This window comes from Acinetobacter parvus DSM 16617 = CIP 108168 (assembly GCF_000368025.1).
In the GTDB taxonomy this organism is placed as follows: Bacteria; Pseudomonadota; Gammaproteobacteria; order Pseudomonadales; family Moraxellaceae; genus Acinetobacter; species Acinetobacter parvus.
Genome location: NZ_KB849211.1, coordinates 12,840 through 36,542 on the forward strand (window position 1 = coordinate 12,840; position 23,703 = coordinate 36,542).

The window sequence follows — 23,703 nt, forward strand, 5'->3', positions numbered from 1 at the left end:
AGGAACGGGGTTTAACCCCAATTAATAAAAAGGATTTTTAGTCGAATGATCAGAACGCTGATCAACCGCAGCACGTTCTGACTCGTCCATTTCGGTTGAAGGGCGCTGTAACAAGGCACCTTCAGATGTCATTTGATGTAAAGCTTGATTTGCAGCATCTTTAGAGATTTCTGTTGCTAAAGGTGCATAGGGTAATAGGATTTGTACAAATTTGGACTGTTTCCAGTGTGGTGAGCTTTCCACCCACGGACCAACGCCCTGCATGGTGACCAAAACAATCAGCAGGCCTTTTAGGGAACCAAATGCCCCACCTGCTAAACGATTTAATGGGCCCAGTTTCAAGCTTTTCAAGAGGCCATTCAGCAATGCAGAAACAATCCAGATACACACCACAATGATCAGTACGATAAAAGCGAAAGCTGCAATTTTTTGCACGACAGGGTCTTGGCTTAGGCTGCTCATTGCAGGCGCCAATATAACGGCGTATTTGGCCCCCACGATCAATGCGAATATCCATCCGACCAAGTTCGCAAAGGCTTTGATAAATCCTTGACGCAAACCGTTCAGCCCTCCAATGAGCAAGATGATCAGAATAATGATATCAAGCGTGTTCATTTCACCCTGTCATCGCATTAACACAGTCTTTAACCAATGTTGGGCCAGCATAAATCAGCCCACTATAAACCTGAACAAGGCTCGCGCCTGCCTGTTGCTTTGCCACAGCCTGCTCACCCGATAAAATACCACCCACCCCAATCAGTGGAATCTGGCCATCCAGCACTTCGGCAAACTGGCTTAAACATTCGGTACTTTTCTCAAATACTGGCGCACCCGACAAACCGCCCGCCTCATTGCCATTCGGCAGGTTTTCCACACCATCACGACCAAGTGTGGTGTTGGTGACAATCAGGCCATCAAGCTTGAACTTCAGTAATTGCACTGCAATAAAATTAATGTCTTCAGGTGTTAAATCTGGCGCAACCTTAAGTACCAAAGGAACATAATGCTGATATTGTTGCGCAAGTTCCAGTTGGCGACCTTTCAAGGTTTGTAGCAACTCTGTAAGTGCATCGCCACTTTGTAAACTGCGCAAATTTTTGGTGTTTGGAGATGAAATATTGACCGTGATATAGGATGCGTAATTATAAACTTTTTCTAAACAAATCAAATAATCTGAAACAGCATCTTCAACAGGCGTATCGGCATTTTTACCAATGTTGATGCCTAGCACACCCTTGAATTTTGAGGCTTTTACATTTTCAATCAGTTTATCCACCCCGTCATTATTAAAACCCATACGGTTAATAATTGCCTTTGCTTCAGGAATGCGGAATAAACGCGGTTGAGGGTTGCCTGCCTGTGGACGTGGGGTAATGGTACCAATCTCAATAAAGCCAAAACCCAAGGCAGCCAATGCATCAATGTGGTCACCATTTTTATCTAGACCAGCGGCAAGACCAACGGGGTTTGGAAATTCAATGCCCATACATTTTAAGGGTTTAGCAGCAACTTTCTGGTGCATAAAGCCAAGTTTATGCGCTTTATCAAGCATGGAGAGTGTGAGTTCATGTGCACGCTCTGGTGCCAAAGTAAACAACAAAGGGCGGGCCAATGAATATAACATACCAATCACAGTCTACTGATTTTTCAAGTAAGCGTATTATAGGCATAGGCTCCACAAAACGCCATGCTTGGCAGAGAGTTATTTTATAATGCCTTATTTTTAATGCTTTATGTTTAGACAGTTTTAGGACTTAGGCATTGACGGATTCAAAAAAGTATTAAAATACTTCTCTGTACACGACAAATTTCACAGAACCCTTATCCTATCAGGCTTCTGCTTTCTTAAAATTGCCAGAATTTCCTTAAACTCTGCTTTTTTCCCAAAACCAATTAAACGCTGAATCGCCATTTGAACATAGTATAGAGCCTTTCTTATTTTGAAGTACGATAAACAACTCGTAACTTTTAACAGCTATCCAAAGGCTACCAATTTCATCCAGTTACAATTGATTTAATCAGAATCTTAATGTGGGTTACAATGTGGGACAAAAGCACAGACAAAAAATAAGCCCTTGTAAAAACAAGGGCTTATTTAAATATTTGGCGGAAGCGGTGAGATTCGAACTCACGGAGGACTCACACCCTCGTCGGTTTTCAAGACCGGTGCATTAAACCGCTCTGCCACGCTTCCATGTGCCTAAGAATACAAAGCTTGTTTCCTTTATTCAAGAAAAATTTAACTGCAATGTATTCAAATGCATATTGTTTCATCAATTGTTAAAGTTTAGCCGCCAGTTCAGCACCTTCACGAATCGCACGCTTGGCATCCAGCTCACCTGCTAACTTAGCACCACCAATCACATGATATTTTGCCAGTGTGGTTTCATTTTCACGTGGTACTAAATCTTTTACAGACTCCTGGCCTGCACATACGACAATGGTATCCAAACGCAATAACTGGTCATGGCCATTGTGCTCAACCCATAGGCCTTCGTCAGTTACAGCCTTATACTGTACGCCACGCAACATACGCACACCATGCTTTTTCAATTGTGCGCGATGCACCCAGCCCGAGGTTTTACCCAAACCAATACCCAACGGCGTTGTTTTACGTTGCAATAAATAAATCTGACGTACCGGCATTTCAACTTCTGGACGTTGCGTACCACCTTTAGAAGTATAGTTAGGGTTTGGATCAACGCCCCATTCGCGTTGCCATTCTGCCAATGGTTGTGGCTGTGGTTGATGTGGTGGTTTTAGCAAAAACTCTGACACATCAAAGCCAATACCACCCGCCCCAATCACAGCAACCTTATATCCAACCTTAGCGCCTTTTAGCACTTCTGCATAAGACAAGACTTGTGGTGCATCACTACCCTGAATTTTTAGGGTACGTGGCACCACACCTGTTGCAATCACAACTTCATCAAAACCCTCACGTTCCAACTGTTCACGATTGACCTTGGTATTTAAGCGAACATCCACACCTGTCTGCTTTAATTGGACTTTAAAATAACGGATAGTTTCATGGAACTCTTCTTTTCCAGGAACAACTTTCGCTAAATTAAACTGACCACCCACATCATTATTTGCTTCGAATAATGTCACAGCATGCCCACGACTTGCCGCCACTGTTGCAGCCGACATCCCTGCAACGCCGCCACCCACAACCGCAACACGTTTTGGTTTCTTGGTTTTGATATAAACCAATTCTGTTTCAAAACATGCCTGCGGGTTAACCAAACAGCTAACACGCTCATTTTTAAAGGCATGGTCCAAACACGCCTGATTACATGCGATACAGGTATTAATTTCATCAACACGGTTGGTTGCAGTTTTATTAACCCAGTATGGATCAGCAAGGAATGGTCGTGCCATTTGCACCATATCGGCCTGTCCTGAAGCAACAATCTCTTCAGCAACATCTGGCATATTGATACGGTTTGATGCAATCACTGGTACTGAAACATGCTGTTTAACCTCAGCGGTATAATCCACGAATGCAGCTCGTGGGACTGATGTTACAATGGTCGGAATACGCGCCTCATGCCAGCCAATTCCTGTATTTAGAAGTGTGATTCCCGCTTTTTCCAATGCTTTAGCAATAATGATCACTTCCTGCATAGTGTTGCCATCATGCACTAAATCAAGCATGGACAGGCGGAAACAAATAATGAATTTTTCACCGACTTTGGCACGAATCGCCTTGACGATTTCCACGGGAAAACGCATACGGTTTTCAATATCACCACCCCAACGGTCTGTGCGCTTATTGACATGGTTGCTCAGAAACTGATTGATCAAATAACCCTCAGAGCCCATGATTTCCACGCCATCATAGCCTGCCTTTTTTGCCAGGCTTGCACAACGGGCATAATCTTCTATGGTGGCCAAAATCTGGCTATCCGACATTTGACGTGGTTTAAAAGGATTAATTGGTGCCTGAATTGGCGAAGAAGAAACCGAAAATGGATGATAACCATAACGACCTGAATGCAGGATTTGCATCAGGATTTTTGCTCCATGCTTATGCACAGCATGTGTGACCAGACGGTGATGAGGAATATCTGCCAGACTGTTCATAGTACCACCCGCAGGTAATAACCAACCTTGACGGTTGGGTGAAATCCCACCCATGATGATTAAGCCGACCCCACCTTTGGCACGTTCACCAAAATAAGCAGCAAGTTTAGGATAATTAAAAAAACGATCCTCCAAGCCTGAATGCATCGATCCCATGACCACACGGTTTTTAATGGTCGTAAATCCGAGATGTAATGGCTTTAAAATATTTGCATAGCTAGTCATGATATTCCTTCTGTATTTATTGGCTTTGCAACTTGTTGCATAATACTCTAACTGAATTTTTATATGTGTTTATGACTCTTTTCAAGAAAATGCTGACACTAAAGTCAAAACACTTGTAACAATCATGTTTTCAATCTTAAAAACTAAAAAACTGGACCCATTAGAGCATAAATTTTTTGGATAGTTTTTCTTTGAAGAAAACAAGCTTAATGAAAAGTGTTACAATAGTTCCGATTTTTTATTCTCAAGACTACCTGTTCGGGGTCTTTACTCATAAAAGTTAGGACAAGCAATGACTGATAATGCAACGATCTTGCAGCACGTACCTGTAGGCAAAAAAGTTGGGATTGCCTTTTCTGGTGGTCTCGATACTTCAGCAGCTTTATTGTGGATGAAGCAAAAAGGCGCAGAGCCTTATGCTTATACTGCAAACTTGGGTCAACCTGATGAAGATGACTATGATGCAATTCCAAAGAAAGCTGAACAATACGGCGCAGTCAAAGCTCGATTAATCGATTGTCGTTTACAACTTGCGCTTGAAGGTATTGCAGCAATTCAATGTGGCGCATTCCACATTAGTACTGGCGGTGTTCCTTATTTCAATACCACACCTTTGGGTCGTGCAGTGACAGGTACGATGCTTGTAACAGCGATGAAAGAAGATGACGTCAACATCTGGGGCGATGGTTCAACTTATAAAGGCAACGATATTGAACGTTTCTATCGTTACGGTTTATTAACCAATCCTGCGCTTAAAATCTACAAACCGTGGTTAGACCAAACCTTTATTGATGAGTTAGGCGGTCGTGCCGAAATGTCGCAGTTCCTGATCGACAATGGTTTTGACTACAAAATGTCAAAGGAAAAAGCCTACTCGACTGACTCAAATATGTTGGGCGCAACGCATGAAGCAAAAGATTTAGAATACCTCAATGCTGGTATTAAAATCGTAGACCCAATTATGGGCGTTGCGTTCTGGAAAGACGACGTTGAAATCCAACCAGAAGAAGTAAGCATTACTTTTGAACAAGGTATGCCAGTTGCATTGAATGGCCAACGTATTGAAGATCCAGTTGAATTCATTCTAGAAGCAAACCGTATTGGTGGTCGTCATGGTCTTGGTATGTCTGACCAAATTGAAAACCGTATCATCGAAGCGAAATCTCGTGGTATCTATGAAGCACCAGGTATGGCTTTATTACATATCGCTTACGAGCGCTTAGTGACTGGTATTCATAACGAAGATACGATTGAACAATACCGTATTAATGGTTTACGTTTAGGTCGTTTACTCTATCAAGGTCGCTGGTTCGATTCTCAGGCGCTTATGCTGCGTGAAACAGCACAACGCTGGGTGGCCAAAGCCATTACAGGTACTGTCACTCTAGAACTACGCCGTGGTAATGACTACACCATCATGAACACTGAATCTCCAAACCTCACCTATGAGGCTGAGCGTTTAACCATGGAGAAAGGTGATTCTATGTTTACGCCAATGGATCGTATTGGTCAGCTCACCATGCGTAACCTCGACATTACTGATACACGTGCAAAACTCGGTATCTATACTGAAACAGGTTTACTTGCTGTTGGTCAAGGCTCTGCAATTCCTCAATTGGAAAACAAATCAAAATAAGCGTTTGATAAATAAATTTATCTCACCTAAAAAGGCTGAATAAAATATTCAGCCTTTTTTATTTCATCCAAAAACATACACACGATTAAATCATTGCATTTATAGAACAATATGTCGCAATAAAAGACTATTTATCACCATTATGAATCGATAATATAACAATCAAGCAAAATATAATAACTGGGAGATGAAAGATGAATGCTTATCTACATCGTAGTGAAAACCGTGGTCATGTCAAAGCAGGCTGGTTAGATACCTACCACAGCTTTTCATTTGGTAGCTGGTACAACCCGAAATATATGGGTGTCAGTGCACTCCGCGTGATCAATGATGATACGATTGCCGCCCATAACGGTTTCGGTACCCACCCCCATGACAATATGGAGATCCTGACCTGTGTGCTTGATGGCACCATTTCCCATAAGGACAGCATGGGCAATGAGGGACAAATCAATGCAGGTGAATGGCAGTTGATGAGTGCGGGTACAGGTATCACCCATAGTGAAATGAACAAGCATGACAAGGCGGTGCATCTATTACAGATCTGGATTCAACCCAATGTACAGGATGCTGAACCGACTTATCAGCAAATTCAGCTGAATCCGAAAGATCACCCAAACCAATGGCATTTGATCGCAGGTGATGAGTCTGCACCAATGCTGATCCGTCAAAATGCTGAGGTGAAAACGGCGGTGATTGAGAAAGATCAACACTTGGAGATTACTGCAAAGAAAAAAGTGAACTATGTTCATGTCATTTCTGGTGAAGTGATGATTGCTGATCACTTGGTTAAAGCGGGTGATGCATTAGTATTCGATGAAACTGCAACTATTACTGCATCGCAGGATAGCCAAATGATTTGGTTTGACTTACCTTAAACTCGGTTTATCTTGTACCCCTTGCCCCTCAAGGGGTACAAGCTTTTTAATCATTGCTGCTACTATCACAACCACTAGAATCTGAACTGGAATCATCATTTGAATGACAATGATCTGAATATCCTGAATCGTCATTTCTGGATGATTCACATGGGGAAGGGCAGACTAAAACTTGAAGTGCGACATAAACCACCTAATTAATTTAAAGGGTTTATAGAGTATATAAAATTGTCATACCATCATCAAAAGTTCGATAGCAACCCTTATAGTAAAAATAATTTATTATCCATACAGGATTCGAAAAAAAATCGAAATAATTCATAGACTGAGTTGTATTAGTTTTATAATGATTTGACTATATTGAACGAAATACACGGCTCTGTATCTTGGCAACATTACCTGATGCAAAGGCAGAATCAGTGCGCAAGGCTTAACTGAAGCTCTGAAATATTTACCTGCAGAACTGCGTAAAACGTTGACCTATGACCGTGGAGGTGAGATGGCAGAACATAAAACACTCGAAGAAGATTTAGGCATAGATGTATATTTCTGTGACCCACATTCACCCTGGCAAAAAGGCACATGCGAAAATATGAATGGTTTAATTAGGCAATATTTACCTAAAGGGATTGATTTAAACCAGGCGTTTAAACGCACCTTTGAACTGTCTCCCAAAAAATACCGACAACAGTTTGTTGAGGAAGAAAATTAAGCCAATAAAAAAGACACCGAAGTGTCTTTTTTTTTATATTGAAATTAAACCTAACGCACAATCCCACGTGTTGATTTCTCTAAAGAATCAATCAACAGTTGGGCTTCTGGCACATTATCTAAAACTTCATTACGAATCTGTGCAATGGCCTGTTCACTGGTCAAACCTGATTTATAAATCAATTTATAGGCTGTTCTTAAACCCTGAATCGTATCCCGTGACCAGCCCTTACGTCGCATTCCTTCAATGTTCAGACCATGTGCATGTGCTGGATTACCAGAAGCCAGTACATAAGCTGGCACATCTTTAAGAATGAGTGCAGCGCCACCAATCATGCTATATGAATCAATACGGCAGAATTGATGAACGCCTGCATTCCCACCAACAATCACATGGTTACCGACATTCACATGCCCTGCAATACCAACATTATTGGCAAAAATGTTATGGTCCCCAATCATACAATCATGGGCGATGTGGGTATTCACCATCAACAGGTTATGACTACCAATTTTGGTCAAGCTCTGATCCTGTACCGTACCCCGATGCAAGGTACAATGTTCACGAATGGAGTTGTGATCGCCAATTTCCAGCCAAGTTTCCTCACCCTTATATTTTAAATCCTGACAAATTTCTCCAATGCTAGAAAACTGGAAAATATCGTTGTTTTTACCAATTCGTGTAAAACCACCAATGACCACATGCGAATGTAACTTTGTACCAGTATCAATACTGACATTTGGCCCAACCACACAATATGGGCCAATCTGTACGTCAGAGGCAATTTTTGCAGACGGGTCAATTATTGCTGTAGGATGTATTAAATTTTGACTAGTCATGTCTGCTCAATTTTTTGGTGGGAAATCATGATCTCGGCTGTTGCAGCAACAATACCGTCAACACTGGCAGTACAATTGTACTTGTAAATACCACGTTTTTGCATCACAAGTTCAGATTTTAAGATAAGCTGGTCACCTGCAACAACCTGTTTCTTAAATCTTATTTTTTCCGCACCAGCAAAAAGAAACAAGGAACCCTCACTCGGCTTCTGATTTGTCAAAACAAAACCCAATATACCTGAAACCTGGGCAAGTGCTTCAATGATGAGTACACCTGGCATAATTGGGTAGGTTGGGAAATGTCCCTGCAAGAACTCTTCATTGATAGATACGTTTTTATAACCGACAATACTGTTCTCAGTGACTCCCGTAACTCGATCGACTAACAGGAAAGGATAACGATGCGGTAAATATTCACGAATGGTAAGAATATCCATCGGTAATTCAGGCATTGTGAATGCTGGAAATGTTGACTCGGTCATAATAAATTATTTACGTAACTTAAGGGTTGATTCAAGGGACTCTAATTGAGCTTGCATATGATCAAGCCTTTTGGTGATCTGGGTCAATGGCACATCTGCTAATTGTCTAAGGCGTACCACAGTTCTTTTCCAATGACTATTTTCAAACAGTCCAATTCCCGAAGAAAAGACTCCCGCCTCAGAAATACTTTTTGTGACCATTGACATTCCAGTAAGCGTCACATTATCCGCAATATTTAAATGCCCTGCAACTGCACTGCCACCACCGATAATACAGTTTTTGCCAATTCGGACACTTCCAGCAATTGCCGTGTTTGCAGCGATGGCTGTATGTTGACCAATTTGAACGTTATGCGCGATTTGCACAAGGTTATCAATAATGACACCATCTTCCAGAATAGTATCATCCAAGGCACCACGGTCAATGCTGCAATTTGAACCAACACGCACATCATTACCAATCTGAACCGAACCCAGTTGTGCAATGCGATGCCATTTCCCCTGATAAGGTGCAAAGCCAAACCCTTCTGAACCTATCACTGTATTGGCATGGATACGAATACGGTTCTTAAGCTTGGCAGCCCCTGTAATGGTGACATGTGCATCAATAAAACAGTCCTTGCCAATTTCAACCTGATCATCAATAAAGGTATGGGCCTGAATAATGGTATTGCTGCCCACCACACAGTTTTCACCAATCACCACATAATGACCAATATAGGCATCATCAGCAATGATGGCTGAGGGATGGATTTTAGCAGTACTTGAAATTCCCCTTTGGATAATTTTATTTTCAAATATATGGGTCAAAGTCGCAAACGCGAGATAAGGATTATCAACGACAATAAAGTTATTTTTTGAGGAAAGCTGTTGCTTGAGCGCTGCGGTGACAATGTAAGCACCTGCCTGGCTTGCTTCTGCTTGCGATAGGTACTTATCCCCATTCACAAAACAGATATGCTGATTTTGTGCCTGTTCTAAACTCGCTAAATTAAAAACCTGAAAATCTTTTTCACCGAAATACTCACCTTTGACAAGGTGAGCAATTTCTTCTAAACGATAACTACGTCTATTCATTGATTATTTCATTGCATTAACCTTTTGAATCATTTTATCAGTTAAATCATACTGAGCGTCAGAGGCAATCGTAGAATTTTTATTTAAAATAAAATCCAAGTTATTTTCTTTTCTTAATTGTTCAGCGACCTGTTTCACACGACTCTCAAAATTTGTATTCATCGTTTGCAAAGTCGTCTGTACTTTGGTCTGTAGACCTTGTTGAGTCGTATTAAACTCATTGACCTTGGCCTGATACTGGCCACTTAATTTCTGTAAATCGGCCTGATTAGCGGACTGGGCTTTTTTCTGTAAGCTTTCAATCTCTTTACCTAACTGTTCCAGTTTAGCTGAAGTCGGTTTAACTGATTGACCCAGGCTGTCATTTTGCTGTTTTAAATAGGTACTGCTTTCAACGACCTTAGCCAGGTCCACAACACCTATACCGCCCGCATTTGCAACTGCTGAAACCGTTAATCCTAAACCTAACATCAGCATTGTTAATGTTTTCATTATTGCATCCTTTATTTCTGTTGCAGTATTAAAACTAAGGTCGCACTTAGAATGTACGACCGATTTCAAATTGGATTGATTTGGTATCATCGCCTTTCTTGTCATTCAGTGGGAATGCATAGCTCAATGATAATGGACCAATCATAGTAATCCATGTGAAGCCAACACCCACACTATAGCGCATATTGCCAAAATCTAACTTATTGTTATCTTTGCAATATTGTTTGATATCAATCTCTTTTCCATCAATTGTGACATTTCCTCTTGGCACATCACATTGAGTATCAAACACTTGTGCACCTTCAGCAAATAATACTGGACGCACTTGTCTTGTCCAGTCGCCTTTAAACGGCAAAGGTAGTGCAAGTTCAGTACCAAACTGCACTAAAGCGTTACCACCTACTTCCTCTGGATCAAGGTCATTTTGCCCTCGCTCTTGGAAGATCACACTTGGGTATCTTGGGCCTAACGAACTATTGTCATAACCACGGACTGAACCATAGCCACCCGCATAGAAGTTCTTATAGAAGGGTAGATCATTACCATAGCCTAACTTACCGTAACCACGAAGGACAAAACCACCCCAAAGTGATTTAAATGCTTGCGCATCGTAAGTTAATTTTTGATAATCGACATCACTGCCAGGTAAACCAATTTCAAGACCAACGCGATGTGACATCCCCGAGGTTGGGAAAATCGGACGGTTTAATGTGTTATATGACCAACCTAAGTTTAAGTTATAGGTTAAGAACGTACCTTCAAACTGATCGCCATAAGTATGGATTTGATCTTCAGGACATGGTTTATAGCCAGTCACGATCTGTTTCTCAGGATTATTCGGATCTGGCCCCATAATAGGCTCTAAATCCACCTTACAATAACTCGAACTTCCAGTCGTTTTACCACCATTCGCTAATAAATAATCACGGATATAAGTCGAAACGCTCGGTCCTGTTCTGACTTTAGTCTTATCGATACCCACCGAAGCACTTAAACTTTGATTTTCATCAATCGGATAACCGAAACTTAAACTTCCACCAACACTGTCAGTGACATAGTTATTGACGTTATAGTCCTTGTTTAACTTGGTTTTACGATAATAAACGTTGTAGCCGCGGCTCACACCATCAATGGTAAAGTACGGGTCAGTCACACTGAGATTATAGTAATCCTGTGTTTCTGAACGGGACAAGTCAATCGCAACACGATTGCCTGTTCCCATAAAGTTGGTTTGACTGAGTCCAGCCTGGAATGTCACACCACCATTTTGAGAATAACCAACCGCAAGTGTGGTTGTGCCAGAGTGCTGCTCCTCAACATTGACATTCAGGTCAACCTGGTCAGTTGAGTTTGGTACACGAACAGGCTTGACATCAACCGTTTTAAAGAAGCCTGTACGTTCCAGACGCACCTTGGACAAGTCAATTTTTTCATTGCTTGCCAACGCGCCTTCCATTTGACGCATTTCACGACGTAATACTTCATCAGCTGTTTTGCTATTGCCTGTAAAGTTAATACGACGAACTGTAACTTGCTGACCTGGGTTGATATAGTAATTGAGGTTGACAATACCTGTCTGATTGTTAATCTCAGGTACGATGTTTACCTCAGCATAGTAATAGCCTGCATTCCCATATTTACGGAGCAATAGTTGCTTAACCGCGTTTACTTTTTCTTGTGAATAGGTCTCACCATCTTTATACAGCTTAAGCATCTGCAATTCTTCTGGCTTATATAATGCATCGCCGAGGAACTTGGTTTCGCCGAACTTGAACTGGCTACCCTCATCAACTGAAACCTCAATAAAAATATGCTTTTTATCTTCACTGATATTCAGTTGAGAGTTAATAATATTAAAGTTGATATAACCCTTGTTTAGGTAAAGGGCACGCAAGGCTTCAAGGCTTGCCGCCATTTTCTCACGTGCATAGCGGTCATTACGGGTTACCACAGAGGCCCAGCCACTTTCCTTAACGGCAAATACCTGCTTGATATCACTGTCACTAAAAACAGTATTACCAATAATATTAATGTCAAAAACTTTTGCAGCCGTACCTTCATTAAAGTTTAGCTTCAACTCAACGCGGTTGTTTGGACGAGCAACCGTTTCCACAGTCACATCGGCATCATAACGACCCTGCTGGGTATATTGCTGTTCCAGCTCGGTTTCAATGGTTTGCAGGGCTGATTTCTTAAAAACCTCACCCTCAGCAATGCCCATCTTCTTTAAGCCCTGTTCTAAAGCTTCTTTTGGAATGAGTTTATTACCCTTGAATTCAAGCTTGGAAATGACTGGACGTTCAACAACCTTAAAAACCAGAACATCTTTTTCTTTATAAGCCTTGATATCATCAAACAAGCCTGAAGCATATAGGGTACGGATTGCCTCGGCGATCACTGGATCACTTACTCTATCGCCACTATTTATTGGTAACATCGAATAAATACTTGCAGGTGTTAAACGCACTAGGCCATCAATTCGTATATCTCGTGCAAGAAACTCATCTGCTGCGTATGCTTGTTGTACCACTGCCATCGCACTAACCAGTGCCAAAGGCATTAATAAATGTGTGTGACGCATGCCCATATATTTTCCAGTAAGTTAAATTCCAATTGCGTTTTTATAAACGCATGAAGTCGTTAAATAAAGCCAAAAGCATCATGCTACCGAGCAGTACCATACCAACTTTTAGACCAAATATCTGTATTTGTTCAGAAACAGGTTTGCCACGAATGGCTTCAATAAAGTAATAAACCAAATGCCCACCATCCAGCATTGGAATTGGAAGCAAATTGAGAATACCCAGACTGACACTCATCAAGGCCATAAATGAGATAAAGGTCTGCCATCCCATTTCGGCGCTTTGTCCAGCCACTTTGGCAATGGTAATTGGCCCTGACAAATTATCCAGTCCAATCAAGCCACGCACCATCTTGATGATTGAGTTAAAGATCATGCCTGAAAGCTGTGTGGTTTTATCTACCGCAACACCCAACGCTTCGATCGGTGAATACTGAATGGTTTGTTTGTATTCAGCAGGAATGGTGATCTTGCCCGCGTCACTTTTCACCCCCAGCACGCCTGTGGTATTGCCCATATTGTCACGTTGACCTTGTGGCATCACCTGCAAATGCAGCAGTTTTCCCTGACGCATCACATCAATGTTCAAAAGTTTTTCAGGTGAATTCTGAACCACATCAACCACATCAAACCAGTCTTTCATGACAACATTGTCAATTGCCACGATACGATCACCGACTTTCATTCCCTGACGTGAAGCAGCACCATCTGCACTCAACTCTTTCACGGTTGCAGGAATGACTGGACGATAAGGCAAGAAGCCCAATACATCCAAAGGTGACTGGCTTTGATCCTTAAGGAAATCCTTGATTGGTAAACTAAACTGCTTTTCAGTACCTGCACGATCAACAATAATGGAAACTTGCCCTGTCTCTCCCACACGATTGACCAAGGTATAATTAAGTTTTTCCCATGTTGGCGTTGTTTGACCATCAACTGCCAGAATTTTGTCACCCACTTGCAAATCAACCTGCGCTGCGGGAGTATTGGGCATAATCTTGCCAATACGGGTATTCAACTGTTCCTGGGCTGGTAAAAATAAAATCCAGAACAATAACACGGCAAAAATAAGATTGATCAATGGACCAGCCGCAACGATGGCAATACGCTTCCACGGAGACTGACGGTTAAAGGCGTAAGGCAGGTCCTTTTCAGCAACATTGCCCTCACGCTCGTCCAGCATTTTGACATAACCACCAAGTGGCAAAGCAGAAAGCTGATATTGAATACCTGATTTTTTAGACTGCCATTTCAGCAAGGTTGGGCCAAAACCAATGGAATAAACCAAGACTTTGACACCTAATTTACGCGCCACCCAATAATGGCCAAACTCATGAATTGCAATCAGTGGACCAAGTAATAAAATCGCTGCAACAATCATAAATAGTGCATTCATACGATTTAGCCCCCTATATCCACAATATACGTCTCTGCAACCTGTCTAGCGATCATATCAGTCTGTAAAATGATGTCTATGTTTTCTGCTTTGGCATTTTGTACAACTTGCAAAGTGTTCTCGACAATTTGCGCAATCTCAGTAAAGCGAATTTTTTGCTGCAAAAATGCAGCAACTGCAACTTCATTTGCTGCATTTAATACTGTAGGCGCCAAACCACCTGCCCGCATCGCCTGACGAGCCAAGTCCAATGCTTGAAACTTGACAATATCAGGTTGCTGAAAATTCAATTGAGCAGTCTCAAACAAGTTTAACGCAGGAACATCTGTTGCCAGGCGTTTAGGCCAGGCCAATGCATGTGCAATTGGTGTGCACATATCAGGGTTACCCATTTGTGCCAAAGTTGATCCATCCACATATTGCACCATGGAATGAATAATACTTTGTGGATGAACCACGACTGTAACAAAATGTTCTGATATTGAAAACAAATGACACGCTTCAATCAATTCCAGCCCTTTATTCATTAAAGTCGCAGAATCAACCGAAATCTTTTGACCCATAGACCAGTTTGGATGCTTACACGCCTGTTGTGGTGTTACATCATGCAATTGTTCTAATGAATGGTTGAGAAATGGCCCACCAGACGCTGTCAGTAAAATTCGGGAAACACCCAACTGGGGCTGGCCTGTCCTTTCAGCATTTAGATAGTCATGCGGCAAGGACTGGAAAATCGCATTATGTTCAGAATCAACGGGTAGTAACAGTGCATTATGCTTACGGGCAGCCTGCATCATGATGTCGCCAGACATGACCAAAGATTCTTTATTGGCAAGCAAGACACGCTTACCTGCCTTGACTGCGGCAAGAGTTGGCAACAAACCTGCCGCACCAACAATAGCAGCCATGACGATGTCAACATCGGCATGCTCAGCAATAGTGATTAAGCCCGCTTCATCAGTCAAAATTTCGATATGTTTTAAGTTTTCTTGATTTAAACGTTGTTGCAACTCAAATGCTTTTTCATTCGGCACCACAACAATTTTGGGATGGTATTTTTTACAAATTTCTAAAAGTTCATCCAAACGGCTATATGCAGAAACTGCAAATACGGTGTAATCGTCTGGATGCTGTTCCAATACTTTTAAAGTACTTTTTCCAATTGAACCCGTTACACCCAATATGCAAACAGCTTGAGTCATTTAAAGATCTACACCAATCAGTTTTAAAATATATATACCCGTAGCAAAAATAGGTGCTGCCGCAAGCAGTGAATCAATACGGTCCAGCACACCACCATGACCTGGCAACACACGGCCAGAATCCTTAATCCCTGCACGACGCTTGATCATGGATTCAAACAGGTCACCCAGCACTGATGCAAACACGGTAATGACTGAAAGAATCAGGAATAAAATAAGCTGCAATGCGGTTAAATTTAAATAGGAATATTGTACAACCAGCATAATAATCACTGTTGTGGCGATACCACCGTATAAACCTTCAACGGATTTATTTGGACTGACTTTCGGGGCAAGTTTCTTTTTACCAAACTTACGGCCAACAAAGTAGGCACCGCTGTCAGCGCCCCAAACCAATAGAAATAAATACATCAGCCACCACGGTGAGCTATGCCATACAGCATAAATTGCAGTAACAGCGGCTGAAATTAAAACAAACCCAATCAAGTGAAGTGAAACGTTGTACCAGTTATCAGCATCGGGGAAATTTTTAATCCAGTAAATGCTCACCAGCCAGGTAAGAATGGATGCAACCCAAAGCAGTAAGGCAATATCATTAAAAAACAATGCCAGTGTTGATACCAGTGCAACACAACCACCATATACCCAGGCTTTAGGTTTTGAGACAATCGCCGACGCCTGTGGCATCAATTTAGACCACTCGTAGCCTGCAACCCCTGCCGCTAAAATCATAAGCATGAACATTGGATAATGTGATTGCGTTGCAAACATGCAACTTAAAACAACTGCAACTAATACCAATGCGGTAATTATCCGCTCTAACATTATTAATTCTCTATTTTCACTTGTTGAATCTGTTCGGATGTCTTGCCAAAACGTCGCTCACGCCCTGAAAAAACACGAAATGCGTAATCCAATTCTTCGACCGTAAACTCTGGCCATAAAGTTTCTGTAAAGTACAATTCTGCATATGCAGCTTGCCACAATAAGAAATTTGAAAGGCGATAATCTCCCCCTGTACGAATTAATAAATCCACAGCAGGCAGGTCATTTAGACTGACATATTTATCAAATAAATCAACATTTATATGGTTTGTTTGAACTTTCCCAGCAAGAACATCCTGAGCAATACATTTTGCAGCATTCGCCATGTCCCACATGCCACCATAGCTAATCGCAATAGTTAAGGTCATGGAATCAAAGGCGGCTGTTTTTTGTTCTGCATATTGCATCAAATCCCTTAAATGACCTGAGAGACGTGATCGGTCACCAATGAAACGTAGAGCAATATTAAATTTTTCCATACGAGGAAGTTGCTCATGAATCGTATCTTCTAACAACTTCATGAGTAAATCGACTTCATACTGTGGTCGATTCCAGTTTTCACTTGAAAATGCAAAAACCGTTAATGCTTTTACGCCGACACTTTTACAATGCTCAACAATGGGGTCAAGGATATTTTTGCCTTCACGGTGCCCATCGCCTTTTTGCATCTGATTTTTTTTGGCAAAACGATTGTTGCCATCCATAATGATGGCAACATGCTGGGGAAGAAGCTGTTCTTCTTGTGAGGTCATATAATTAGACCTTCATCAATTCTGCTTCTTTGGCTGCAAGACGTTTGTCCACTTCCGCAACAAACTTGTCAGTGATTTTCTGAATATCTTCACCTGCACGGCGCTCATCATCTTCAGAAATTTCTTTTTCTTTCAGTAGGGCCTTAATGTCACCTAAAACATCACGACGGATGTTACGGATGGCAACCTTGGCATTCTCCGCTTCTGAACGGGCAACTTTCTGCATGTCACGGCGGGTTTCTTCTGTTAAGGCAGCCAACGGCACACGAATAGAGTCAGTGGTAATCGGGTTTAAGCCCAAGTCACTTTCGCGGATTGCCTTATCAATCGCAGACACCATGTTACGTTCAAATGGCTGAACAATTAAGGTACGTGAATCTTCAACACCCACGTTCGCCACCTGATTCAATGGAACATCTGAACCATAGTAAGGAACCATCACGCCATTTAAGATAGATGGATGAGCACGTCCAGTACGAACTTTTGCAAAACCCTGTTCCAAAGACTCAAGGGTTTTCTGCATGCGCTGTTCGCTGTCTTTTTTGAGATCGTTAATCATATGATCTTCCTTACTTATTCCTGAGGTATTACAAAATATTTAACGTAGTATAAAGCGCTTTATGGTTCACGTATATTAATTCGTAACGTGAGTTCCCTCTTTTTCACCCATCACAACAGAAAGCAATGCACCAGACTTGTTCATATCGAACACCTGCAATGGCACATTGTGGTCACGGCATAGGCAGATTGCAGTTAAATCCATCACACCAAGTTTCTCATCCAAAACCTGATCGAAAGTTAAATTGTCATATTTAACTGCATCTTCATATTTACTTGGGTCTTTGTTATAAACGCCATCAACCTTGGTTGCTTTCAGGATCAAGTTTGCTTCAATTTCGATACCACGTAAACAAGCTGCGGTATCAGTCGTAAAGAATGGATTACCTGTGCCCGCAACAAACACACATACCTCACCCTGACTTAAATGGCGAATCGCGTCACGGCTAGAATAGGACTCGACTACCGTACCAATTGACAAAGCAGACATCAAACGGGTTTTGATATTACGGCGCACCAATGCATCACGCATCGCTAAACCATTCATCACCGTCGCCAACATGCCCATTTGGTCACCTGTTACACGACCAACCAGACCATCTTTCTGCAACTGGCTACCACGGTATAAGTTACCACCACCAACAACGATACCCACCTGCACACCCAAGCCAACCAGATGGGCAATCGAAAGTGACATTTGGTCCAGTACCTGGGCATCAATACCCATATCTTTATTTCCAGCTAAAGCCTCACCAGAAAGCTTGAGCAAAATTCGTGCATAACGTGGATTCTTAGAAGCTGACATACCTTTACTCCAAACCGATCAATCTCAAAATTTTCTTTATATCTTGTGTTAAGCAGATTTAACCTGAATTAACCTTGCAAATAAATCGTATTCATCTGCATCAGTAATTTCGACTTCAAGCAGGTCACCTGCCTTAATCACGCTTTTATCAATATCTTCAACAAATACATTGCCATCAATTTCTGGTGCGTCCGCATAAGAACGGGCAACCGCAACTGGAAATTCTTCTTCCAGGCTATCCACTAAGACAGTCATCGTCTGACCAATACGCTTTTGCAGTTTTGCCGCTGAAATTTCCTGCTGAACTTCCATGAAACGCTCATAGCGCTCTTGCTTGATTTCTTCAGGCACATGGTCTGGAAGATCATTGGCTGTCGCTCCCTCTACAGGTGAATAGGTAAAGCAACCGACACGGTCAAGCTGTGCCTCTTTCAACCAATCCAATAGAATTTGGAAATCTTCTTCAGTTTCACCAGGGAAACCCACAACAAAAGTTGAACGAATCACCAATTCAGGGCATTTTTCCCGCCACAATTTAAGGCGTTCCAAGGTGTTTTCACTGTGGGCTGGTCGCTTCATCAATTTTAAGATGCGCGGACTGGCATGTTGAAAAGGGATATCCAAATAAGGCAGGATTTTACCTTGCCCCATCAGGTCAATGACTGCATCTACATGTGGGTAAGGATAGACATAATGTAAACGCACCCAAATACCAAGCTGACCAAGTGCTTCACACATATCATAGAATTTGGTTTTAACAGGCTGGCCATTCCAGAAATCCAGCTTATATTTGGTGTCCACACCATACGCAGAGGTATCCTGGGAAATCACCAGAACCTCTTTTACACCCGCACGTTTCAATGCTGCCGCTTCATCCAATACTTTCCCTACTGGACGAGAAACAAGGTCTCCACGCATGCTTGGGATGATGCAGAATGTACAGCGGTGGTTACAGCCTTCGGATATTTTGAGATAAGCATAATGCTTCGGTGTTAAACGCACACCCTGCTCTGGAACTAGATCAATAAACGGGTTGTGCTTTGGTGGTGCAGGCACATACTCATGCACTGCCTCCATCACATCCTGATAGGCTGCCGCACCTGTCACTTTCAGCACATTTGGGTGCATTTGGCGGATTTTATCTTCGTCTTTGCCCAAACAGCCCGTGACGATCACACGACCATTCTCACTCATGGCCTCACCAATCGCATCCAGCGACTCTTGTACCGCAGACTCAATAAAACCACAGGTATTAACAACAACCAGGTCCGCACCGTTATAATCTGATGCCACTTGATAACCTTCAGTTTTTAACTGGGTTAAAATTCGTTCAGAATCTACCAATGCCTTAGGACAACCTAAAGATACAAAACCGACTTTGGGGGTCTTCATGAATCTGCGCTCCACTTGAATCGGCGTATTGTATGACTTTTCGAGTGATAAAAACAGGTGGGGATTGCACAGTTTAATCAATGCACCAAAATACAACCAATATTTTAAATAAAATCCTACATTGCACCAATTTAGAACATTATAAAATCCACATAAAACCGTACCTATGTGAAAAATACAGCATAAACGTCATATCTTTTAACTAAGTTGTTGAAATTTAGCCTATCAAAAATTGGCTTATATTTTGCATTACATAAACCTTAGACATGAATGGCTATTCATTTATACATATATTTATTGCGCCATTTTAATACAGGACGATTCACAAATGGATCAACACCACACTATCGACTATCGACTCCTAGTAGATAATTTAACGACTGCCATTTTATTGGTCGATAGTAGGCTTAATATTTTTTATTTGAACTCCGCTTGTGAAGCGTTATTTGATGTCAGCTTACTCCGTGCATCAGGTCAACCTATCTTAAATTTACTGCATGCCCACGATGATACCTTTAATACCCACGAAGCTTTACTCAACACATTAGAAAGTGGACAGCATTACACACGTCGTGAAGCGGTAATCAATGTAAATTTCAAACCGATTCATGTGGATTATACAGTTTCACAGCTTAATACAGGAAAGAGCTACCATCCCCTGTTATTGATTGAGCTGAACCCAATTGATCGGATGCTAAAAATTTCCAAGGAAGAAAATCTGGTTCAACAGCATCAGGTTGCCCGCCAACTAGTTCGCGGCGTGGCACATGAAATTAAAAATCCTTTAGCGGGCATTCGTGGTGCAACACAATTACTTGCTCGCAGCTTAAATGATGAAAGCTATCGTGAGTTTACCGACATTATTATTAGTGAAGTAGATCGCTTAACCAATCTGGCAGATACTATGCTTGGCTCACGTCAGTTACCGAGCTATGAGCTGGTCAATGTGCATGAACCACTGGAACGCGTTCGTTCACTTATCGTCAACCAGACCAAGAAAAAAATTAAGATCACCCGTGATTACGACCTGTCTTTACCTGATGTGATGGCTGACCGTGATCAACTGATTCAGGTCATGCTCAATATCAGCGTCAATGCTGTGCAAGCAATGACTGAAAATAAAGATTTTTTTGGCGATTCAGAACCAGAGCTGATTTTAAGAACGCGCATTCAACGCTTAGTGACAATTAACGGTGTTCTAAATCGCTCATCGATAAGAATTGATATTGAAGACAATGGACCAGGTGTTCCAGAAAGTATATTAGAGTCGGTATTTTACCCGCTTGTGACTGGACGAGCGAAAGGTACAGGACTTGGCCTCAGTATCGCGCAAAACATCATGCATCAACATAACGGAATGATCGAATGTCAATCCGTTCCAGGAAAAACCGTATTTAGCTTATATCTACCTTGGGAGTCAGACCGTGTCACGAAATAAAATTTGGGTAATTGATGATGATCGTGCCATGCGCTGGGTACTCGAAAAGACTTTTAAAGAAGAAGGTTTTGACGTTACCAATTTTGAAGAAGCACAAACAGCGCTGGAACGTTTACATGATGATGCCCCTGATGTCATTTTGACTGATATTCGCATGCCTGGAATTGATGGTTTAACTTTTCTGTCTAAAGTAAAGAACACCCATCCTGACCTGCCTGTGATTATCATGACCGCCCACTCCGATTTGGAGTCAGCGGTATCAAGTTACCAGACTGGTGCTTTTGAGTACCTGCCAAAGCCTTTTGATATTGATGAGGCACTGGCATTGGTCAATCGTGCCATTTTGCATATCACCAAGCTTCAACAGCAGGAAGCCAGCAAAGCGGCGGCGGCTGCACCATTACAATCCACTGAGATTATCGGTGAATCACCTGCAATGCAGGAAGTGTTCCGTGCCATTGGACGTTTATCACAATCGCATATTACTGTATTGATTAATGGTGAATCTGGTACAGGCAAAGAGCTGGTGGCCCATGCACTGCACAAACATTCGCCTCGCCGTGCCAAACCTTTTATTGCGCTGAATATGGCGGCAATTCCAAAAGACTTGATTGAAACCGAGTTGTTTGGTCACGAAAAAGGTGCATTTACAGGTGCAAACACCCAGCATCAAGGACGTTTTGAACAAGCCAATGGCGGTACATTATTCCTGGATGAAATTGGTGATATGCCATTTGAAACCCAGACACGTCTACTCCGTGTGCTTGCGGATGGTGAATTCTATCGTGTTGGTGGACATATTCCAGTAAAAGTAGATGTGCGCATTGTGGCGGCAACCCATCAGGACCTGGAAAAGCTGGTTAATGAAGGACGTTTCCGCGAAGACTTGTATCATCGTCTCAACGTAATCCGTATTCACATTCCTAAACTTGCCCATCGTAGTGAAGACATTCCAATGCTGGCACAGCACTTTCTGGCACGTGCAGGCAAGGAACTCGGCGTAAGTCCAAAAATCCTACGCACTGAAACAACGGATTATATGCAACAGCTACCGTGGCCAGGCAACGTTCGTCAGCTAGAAAATACCTGTCGCTGGCTGACAGTGATGATCACGGGTCGTGAGGTTTATCCTGAAGATTTACCTGCTGAGCTTAAGCAAGTCTCCATCCAGAAAGCCACAAGTGATGCCGTGCAGCCAACAGCGGCCAGCCCAGCATTGGCTGAACGAATTGCAGTGCATCATTGGGATGAGTTGTTGGGTCAATGGGCAATTCAAAAGCTCAAAAATGGGGAAATGAAAATTCTGGATATCGCAACACCGATGTTTGAACGCACATTGATTAATGCCGCACTCCAACAAACACGTGGACGTAAACGTCATGCTGCTGAGCTTTTGGGTTGGGGACGCAATACCCTAACACGTAAACTCAAGGAGCTTGGCATGGATTCATCTGAAGATGATGATGACGAGGAAATTCGTTCAGCCTAAAAGACTAAGCCATTAAAAAAGCGAGCAAATCATGTCTCGCTTTTTTATTATCAGGAGGATTTGCAACACTCATCAACTTCATAGCCATACAATGTATATGGTTTTTGCTATAATACAAATCACTCAACCCACTTCTCTTGAATATAATGACTGATATTTGTTACCCAAGTTGCGAACAGCCTCAAACTCGCCGTGGACAGGAACGTCGTCTTGCCTTGCTCATTTGTGCAACCGATTTATTTCTGGAACGTGGTTATGATGCTGTTTCTCTGGATGATATTGTCAATCATGCGGGTGGATCAAAAACGTCTATCTATAAATATTTCGGCAATAAAGAAGGCTTGTTTACCGCCATTTGTGATTATCGGCGAGAAGTTTTTTTCAAGGGGGTTTGCGTACCCTATATTCCAGAAAAGATTGATCTCAAAAACTATCTAAACCAGACCTTGATCCGTTTTTATCAACATATCATAAAGCCCGAGAACATTGCCTTTATGCGTCTGTTCACAGAGCAAACTCAAAAAGATATACAATTAGCGCACTATTTTTATGACCAATGTGCTTTAAATATACAGAATACGATTGCATTTGCTTTAGGTCAGGCAAACGACCTCAATGCAATATACTGCTCTAACCCCCATTTCTCCGCCATGATGTATTTCGGAATTTTACGTGATGTGGAATGGCGACTTTTAATGGGTTTAGAAGTATCAGCAAATGACGCTGAAATAACTGATTATATTAATTCTCTGTACACGACAAAAATAGATAACTCATTGAAATAATGTCACAATAATTGTTTTCTAACGACGAATACTATGACACATCTCAATGAGTT

The 23,703-nt window shown here is 41.9% G+C and carries 21 protein-coding genes, 1 tRNA gene and 2 pseudogenes; 6 read left to right on the forward strand and 18 right to left on the reverse strand.

From position 1 onward, the window contains the following. Nucleotides 1-21: 21 nt before the first annotated feature. The 5 genes and pseudogenes from F988_RS02175 to F988_RS02190 form a co-directional block, all read right to left on the reverse strand. Complete coding sequence (locus F988_RS02175; protein WP_004680820.1) at nt 22-615, reverse strand: CvpA family protein; 594 nt, start codon at nt 613-615, stop codon at nt 22-24. 1 nt (nt 616) lies between these two features. After that, nucleotides 617-1,624 carry a quinone-dependent dihydroorotate dehydrogenase gene (locus F988_RS02180; protein ID WP_004680821.1) on the reverse strand — a complete coding sequence of 336 codons (1,008 nt, stop codon included), beginning with the start codon at nt 1,622-1,624 and terminating at the stop codon, nt 617-619. 186 nt (nt 1,625-1,810) lie between these two features. Further along, nucleotides 1,811-1,930, reverse strand: a pseudogene (locus tag F988_RS14945) (IS4-like element ISAba33 family transposase); the annotation flags it as partial. A gap of 174 nt (nt 1,931-2,104) precedes the next feature. After that, nucleotides 2,105-2,194 (reverse strand) — tRNA-Ser (locus F988_RS02185). An 86-nt stretch (nt 2,195-2,280) separates the two neighbouring features. Further along, complete coding sequence (locus F988_RS02190) at nt 2,281-4,311, reverse strand: FAD-dependent oxidoreductase (protein WP_004680822.1); 2,031 nt, start codon at nt 4,309-4,311, stop codon at nt 2,281-2,283. A gap of 292 nt (nt 4,312-4,603) precedes the next feature. On the opposite strand from F988_RS02190, the gene argG reads away from it, so the two are divergent. Then, a complete protein-coding gene (gene argG, locus F988_RS02195) occupies nt 4,604-5,947 on the forward strand; it encodes an argininosuccinate synthase (protein ID WP_004662879.1) in 1,344 nt (447 codons plus the stop codon). Between the two features lie 194 nt (nt 5,948-6,141). Next, nucleotides 6,142-6,825: a pirin family protein gene (locus F988_RS02200; RefSeq protein ID WP_004680823.1), complete on the forward strand. Its 684-nt coding sequence runs from the start codon at nt 6,142-6,144 to the stop codon at nt 6,823-6,825. On the opposite strand, the gene F988_RS14950 is transcribed toward F988_RS02200, so the two are convergent. Beyond that, complete coding sequence (locus F988_RS14950; RefSeq protein WP_154647836.1) at nt 6,817-6,975, reverse strand: hypothetical protein; 159 nt, start codon at nt 6,973-6,975, stop codon at nt 6,817-6,819. The genes F988_RS02200 and F988_RS14950 overlap by 9 nt on opposite strands. 209 nt (nt 6,976-7,184) lie before the next feature. Here F988_RS14950 and F988_RS14255 point away from each other — a divergent pair. After that, a pseudogene (locus tag F988_RS14255) lies at nt 7,185-7,537 on the forward strand (IS30 family transposase); the annotation flags it as partial. 50 nt (nt 7,538-7,587) lie between these two features. Here the strand turns inward: F988_RS14255 and lpxA are convergent. The 12 genes from lpxA to rimO form a co-directional block, all read right to left on the reverse strand. Next, nucleotides 7,588-8,376, reverse strand: coding sequence for an acyl-ACP--UDP-N-acetylglucosamine O-acyltransferase (lpxA, locus tag F988_RS02210; protein ID WP_004680825.1), 789 nt, complete (start codon nt 8,374-8,376; stop codon nt 7,588-7,590). Next, on the reverse strand, nt 8,373-8,858 hold the full coding sequence (fabZ, locus tag F988_RS02215; protein WP_010589348.1) for a 3-hydroxyacyl-ACP dehydratase FabZ: 486 nt from the start codon (nt 8,856-8,858) through the stop codon (nt 8,373-8,375). The genes lpxA and fabZ overlap by 4 nt, the downstream gene beginning before the upstream one ends. A gap of 6 nt (nt 8,859-8,864) precedes the next feature. Then, nucleotides 8,865-9,935 carry a UDP-3-O-(3-hydroxymyristoyl)glucosamine N-acyltransferase gene (gene lpxD, locus F988_RS02220; protein ID WP_004680827.1) on the reverse strand — a complete coding sequence of 357 codons (1,071 nt, stop codon included), beginning with the start codon at nt 9,933-9,935 and terminating at the stop codon, nt 8,865-8,867. 3 nt (nt 9,936-9,938) lie between these two features. Next, nucleotides 9,939-10,427, reverse strand: a complete 489-nt coding sequence (locus F988_RS02225) for an OmpH/Skp family outer membrane protein (protein WP_004680828.1) — start codon at nt 10,425-10,427, stop codon at nt 9,939-9,941. Between the two features lie 46 nt (nt 10,428-10,473). Then, nucleotides 10,474-13,014: an outer membrane protein assembly factor BamA gene (bamA, locus tag F988_RS02230; protein WP_004680829.1), complete on the reverse strand. Its 2,541-nt coding sequence runs from the start codon at nt 13,012-13,014 to the stop codon at nt 10,474-10,476. A 34-nt stretch (nt 13,015-13,048) separates the two neighbouring features. Continuing rightward, a complete protein-coding gene (gene rseP / locus F988_RS02235) occupies nt 13,049-14,404 on the reverse strand; it encodes an RIP metalloprotease RseP (RefSeq protein ID WP_004680830.1) in 1,356 nt (451 codons plus the stop codon). A 5-nt stretch (nt 14,405-14,409) separates the two neighbouring features. Then, nucleotides 14,410-15,606 carry a 1-deoxy-D-xylulose-5-phosphate reductoisomerase gene (gene ispC / locus F988_RS02240; protein WP_004680831.1) on the reverse strand — a complete coding sequence of 399 codons (1,197 nt, stop codon included), beginning with the start codon at nt 15,604-15,606 and terminating at the stop codon, nt 14,410-14,412. After that, nucleotides 15,607-16,431: a phosphatidate cytidylyltransferase gene (locus tag F988_RS02245; RefSeq protein ID WP_004680832.1), complete on the reverse strand. Its 825-nt coding sequence runs from the start codon at nt 16,429-16,431 to the stop codon at nt 15,607-15,609. It lies immediately after the preceding gene. Nucleotides 16,432-16,433: 2 nt separating this feature from the next. After that, nucleotides 16,434-17,183 carry a polyprenyl diphosphate synthase gene (gene uppS, locus F988_RS02250; RefSeq protein WP_004680833.1) on the reverse strand — a complete coding sequence of 250 codons (750 nt, stop codon included), beginning with the start codon at nt 17,181-17,183 and terminating at the stop codon, nt 16,434-16,436. A gap of 4 nt (nt 17,184-17,187) precedes the next feature. Then, nucleotides 17,188-17,742, reverse strand: coding sequence for a ribosome recycling factor (gene frr / locus F988_RS02255; protein WP_004677618.1), 555 nt, complete (start codon nt 17,740-17,742; stop codon nt 17,188-17,190). A gap of 75 nt (nt 17,743-17,817) precedes the next feature. Beyond that, nucleotides 17,818-18,546 (reverse strand): UMP kinase, encoded by a 729-nt coding sequence (gene pyrH, locus F988_RS02260; protein WP_004677620.1) that lies wholly within the window; start codon nt 18,544-18,546, stop codon nt 17,818-17,820. 48 nt (nt 18,547-18,594) lie between these two features. After that, a complete protein-coding gene (rimO, locus tag F988_RS02265; RefSeq protein ID WP_004680834.1) occupies nt 18,595-19,938 on the reverse strand; it encodes a 30S ribosomal protein S12 methylthiotransferase RimO in 1,344 nt (447 codons plus the stop codon). 328 nt (nt 19,939-20,266) lie between these two features. Here rimO and glnL point away from each other — a divergent pair, with 328 nt between their 5' ends. The 3 genes from glnL (at nt 20,267) to F988_RS02280 (ending at nt 23,650) form a co-directional block, all read left to right on the forward strand. Further along, nucleotides 20,267-21,376 carry a nitrogen regulation protein NR(II) gene (gene glnL / locus F988_RS02270; protein WP_004680835.1) on the forward strand — a complete coding sequence of 370 codons (1,110 nt, stop codon included), beginning with the start codon at nt 20,267-20,269 and terminating at the stop codon, nt 21,374-21,376. Next, on the forward strand, nt 21,363-22,865 hold the full coding sequence (gene glnG, locus F988_RS02275; RefSeq protein ID WP_004680836.1) for a nitrogen regulation protein NR(I): 1,503 nt from the start codon (nt 21,363-21,365) through the stop codon (nt 22,863-22,865). The genes glnL and glnG overlap by 14 nt, the downstream gene beginning before the upstream one ends. A gap of 146 nt (nt 22,866-23,011) precedes the next feature. Further along, nucleotides 23,012-23,650 carry a TetR/AcrR family transcriptional regulator gene (locus tag F988_RS02280; RefSeq protein ID WP_004680837.1) on the forward strand — a complete coding sequence of 213 codons (639 nt, stop codon included), beginning with the start codon at nt 23,012-23,014 and terminating at the stop codon, nt 23,648-23,650. The last annotated feature ends 53 nt before the right edge of the window (nt 23,651-23,703 follow it).

What these genes read in the sequence shown, in the direction of transcription:
- F988_RS02175 (WP_004680820.1), bottom strand. Translation starts at nt 615, where the DNA reads ATGAACACGCTTGATATCATTATTCTGATCATCTTGCTCATTGGAGGG.
- F988_RS02180 (WP_004680821.1), bottom strand. Translation starts at nt 1,624, where the DNA reads ATGTTATATTCATTGGCCCGCCCTTTGTTGTTTACTTTGGCACCAGAG.
- F988_RS02190 (WP_004680822.1), bottom strand. Translation starts at nt 4,311, where the DNA reads ATGACTAGCTATGCAAATATTTTAAAGCCATTACATCTCGGATTTACG.
- argG (WP_004662879.1), top strand. Translation starts at nt 4,604, where the DNA reads ATGACTGATAATGCAACGATCTTGCAGCACGTACCTGTAGGCAAAAAA.
- F988_RS02200 (WP_004680823.1), top strand. Translation starts at nt 6,142, where the DNA reads ATGAATGCTTATCTACATCGTAGTGAAAACCGTGGTCATGTCAAAGCA.
- lpxA (WP_004680825.1), bottom strand. Translation starts at nt 8,376, where the DNA reads ATGACTAGTCAAAATTTAATACATCCTACAGCAATAATTGACCCGTCT.
- fabZ (WP_010589348.1), bottom strand. Translation starts at nt 8,858, where the DNA reads ATGACCGAGTCAACATTTCCAGCATTCACAATGCCTGAATTACCGATG.
- lpxD (WP_004680827.1), bottom strand. Translation starts at nt 9,935, where the DNA reads ATGAATAGACGTAGTTATCGTTTAGAAGAAATTGCTCACCTTGTCAAA.
- F988_RS02225 (WP_004680828.1), bottom strand. Translation starts at nt 10,427, where the DNA reads ATGAAAACATTAACAATGCTGATGTTAGGTTTAGGATTAACGGTTTCA.
- bamA (WP_004680829.1), bottom strand. Translation starts at nt 13,014, where the DNA reads ATGGGCATGCGTCACACACATTTATTAATGCCTTTGGCACTGGTTAGT.
- rseP (WP_004680830.1), bottom strand. Translation starts at nt 14,404, where the DNA reads ATGAATGCACTATTTATGATTGTTGCAGCGATTTTATTACTTGGTCCA.
- ispC (WP_004680831.1), bottom strand. Translation starts at nt 15,606, where the DNA reads ATGACTCAAGCTGTTTGCATATTGGGTGTAACGGGTTCAATTGGAAAA.
- F988_RS02245 (WP_004680832.1), bottom strand. Translation starts at nt 16,431, where the DNA reads ATGTTAGAGCGGATAATTACCGCATTGGTATTAGTTGCAGTTGTTTTA.
- uppS (WP_004680833.1), bottom strand. Translation starts at nt 17,183, where the DNA reads ATGACCTCACAAGAAGAACAGCTTCTTCCCCAGCATGTTGCCATCATT.
- frr (WP_004677618.1), bottom strand. Translation starts at nt 17,742, where the DNA reads ATGATTAACGATCTCAAAAAAGACAGCGAACAGCGCATGCAGAAAACC.
- pyrH (WP_004677620.1), bottom strand. Translation starts at nt 18,546, where the DNA reads ATGTCAGCTTCTAAGAATCCACGTTATGCACGAATTTTGCTCAAGCTT.
- rimO (WP_004680834.1), bottom strand. Translation starts at nt 19,938, where the DNA reads ATGAAGACCCCCAAAGTCGGTTTTGTATCTTTAGGTTGTCCTAAGGCA.
- glnL (WP_004680835.1), top strand. Translation starts at nt 20,267, where the DNA reads ATGGATCAACACCACACTATCGACTATCGACTCCTAGTAGATAATTTA.
- F988_RS02280 (WP_004680837.1), top strand. Translation starts at nt 23,012, where the DNA reads ATGACTGATATTTGTTACCCAAGTTGCGAACAGCCTCAAACTCGCCGT.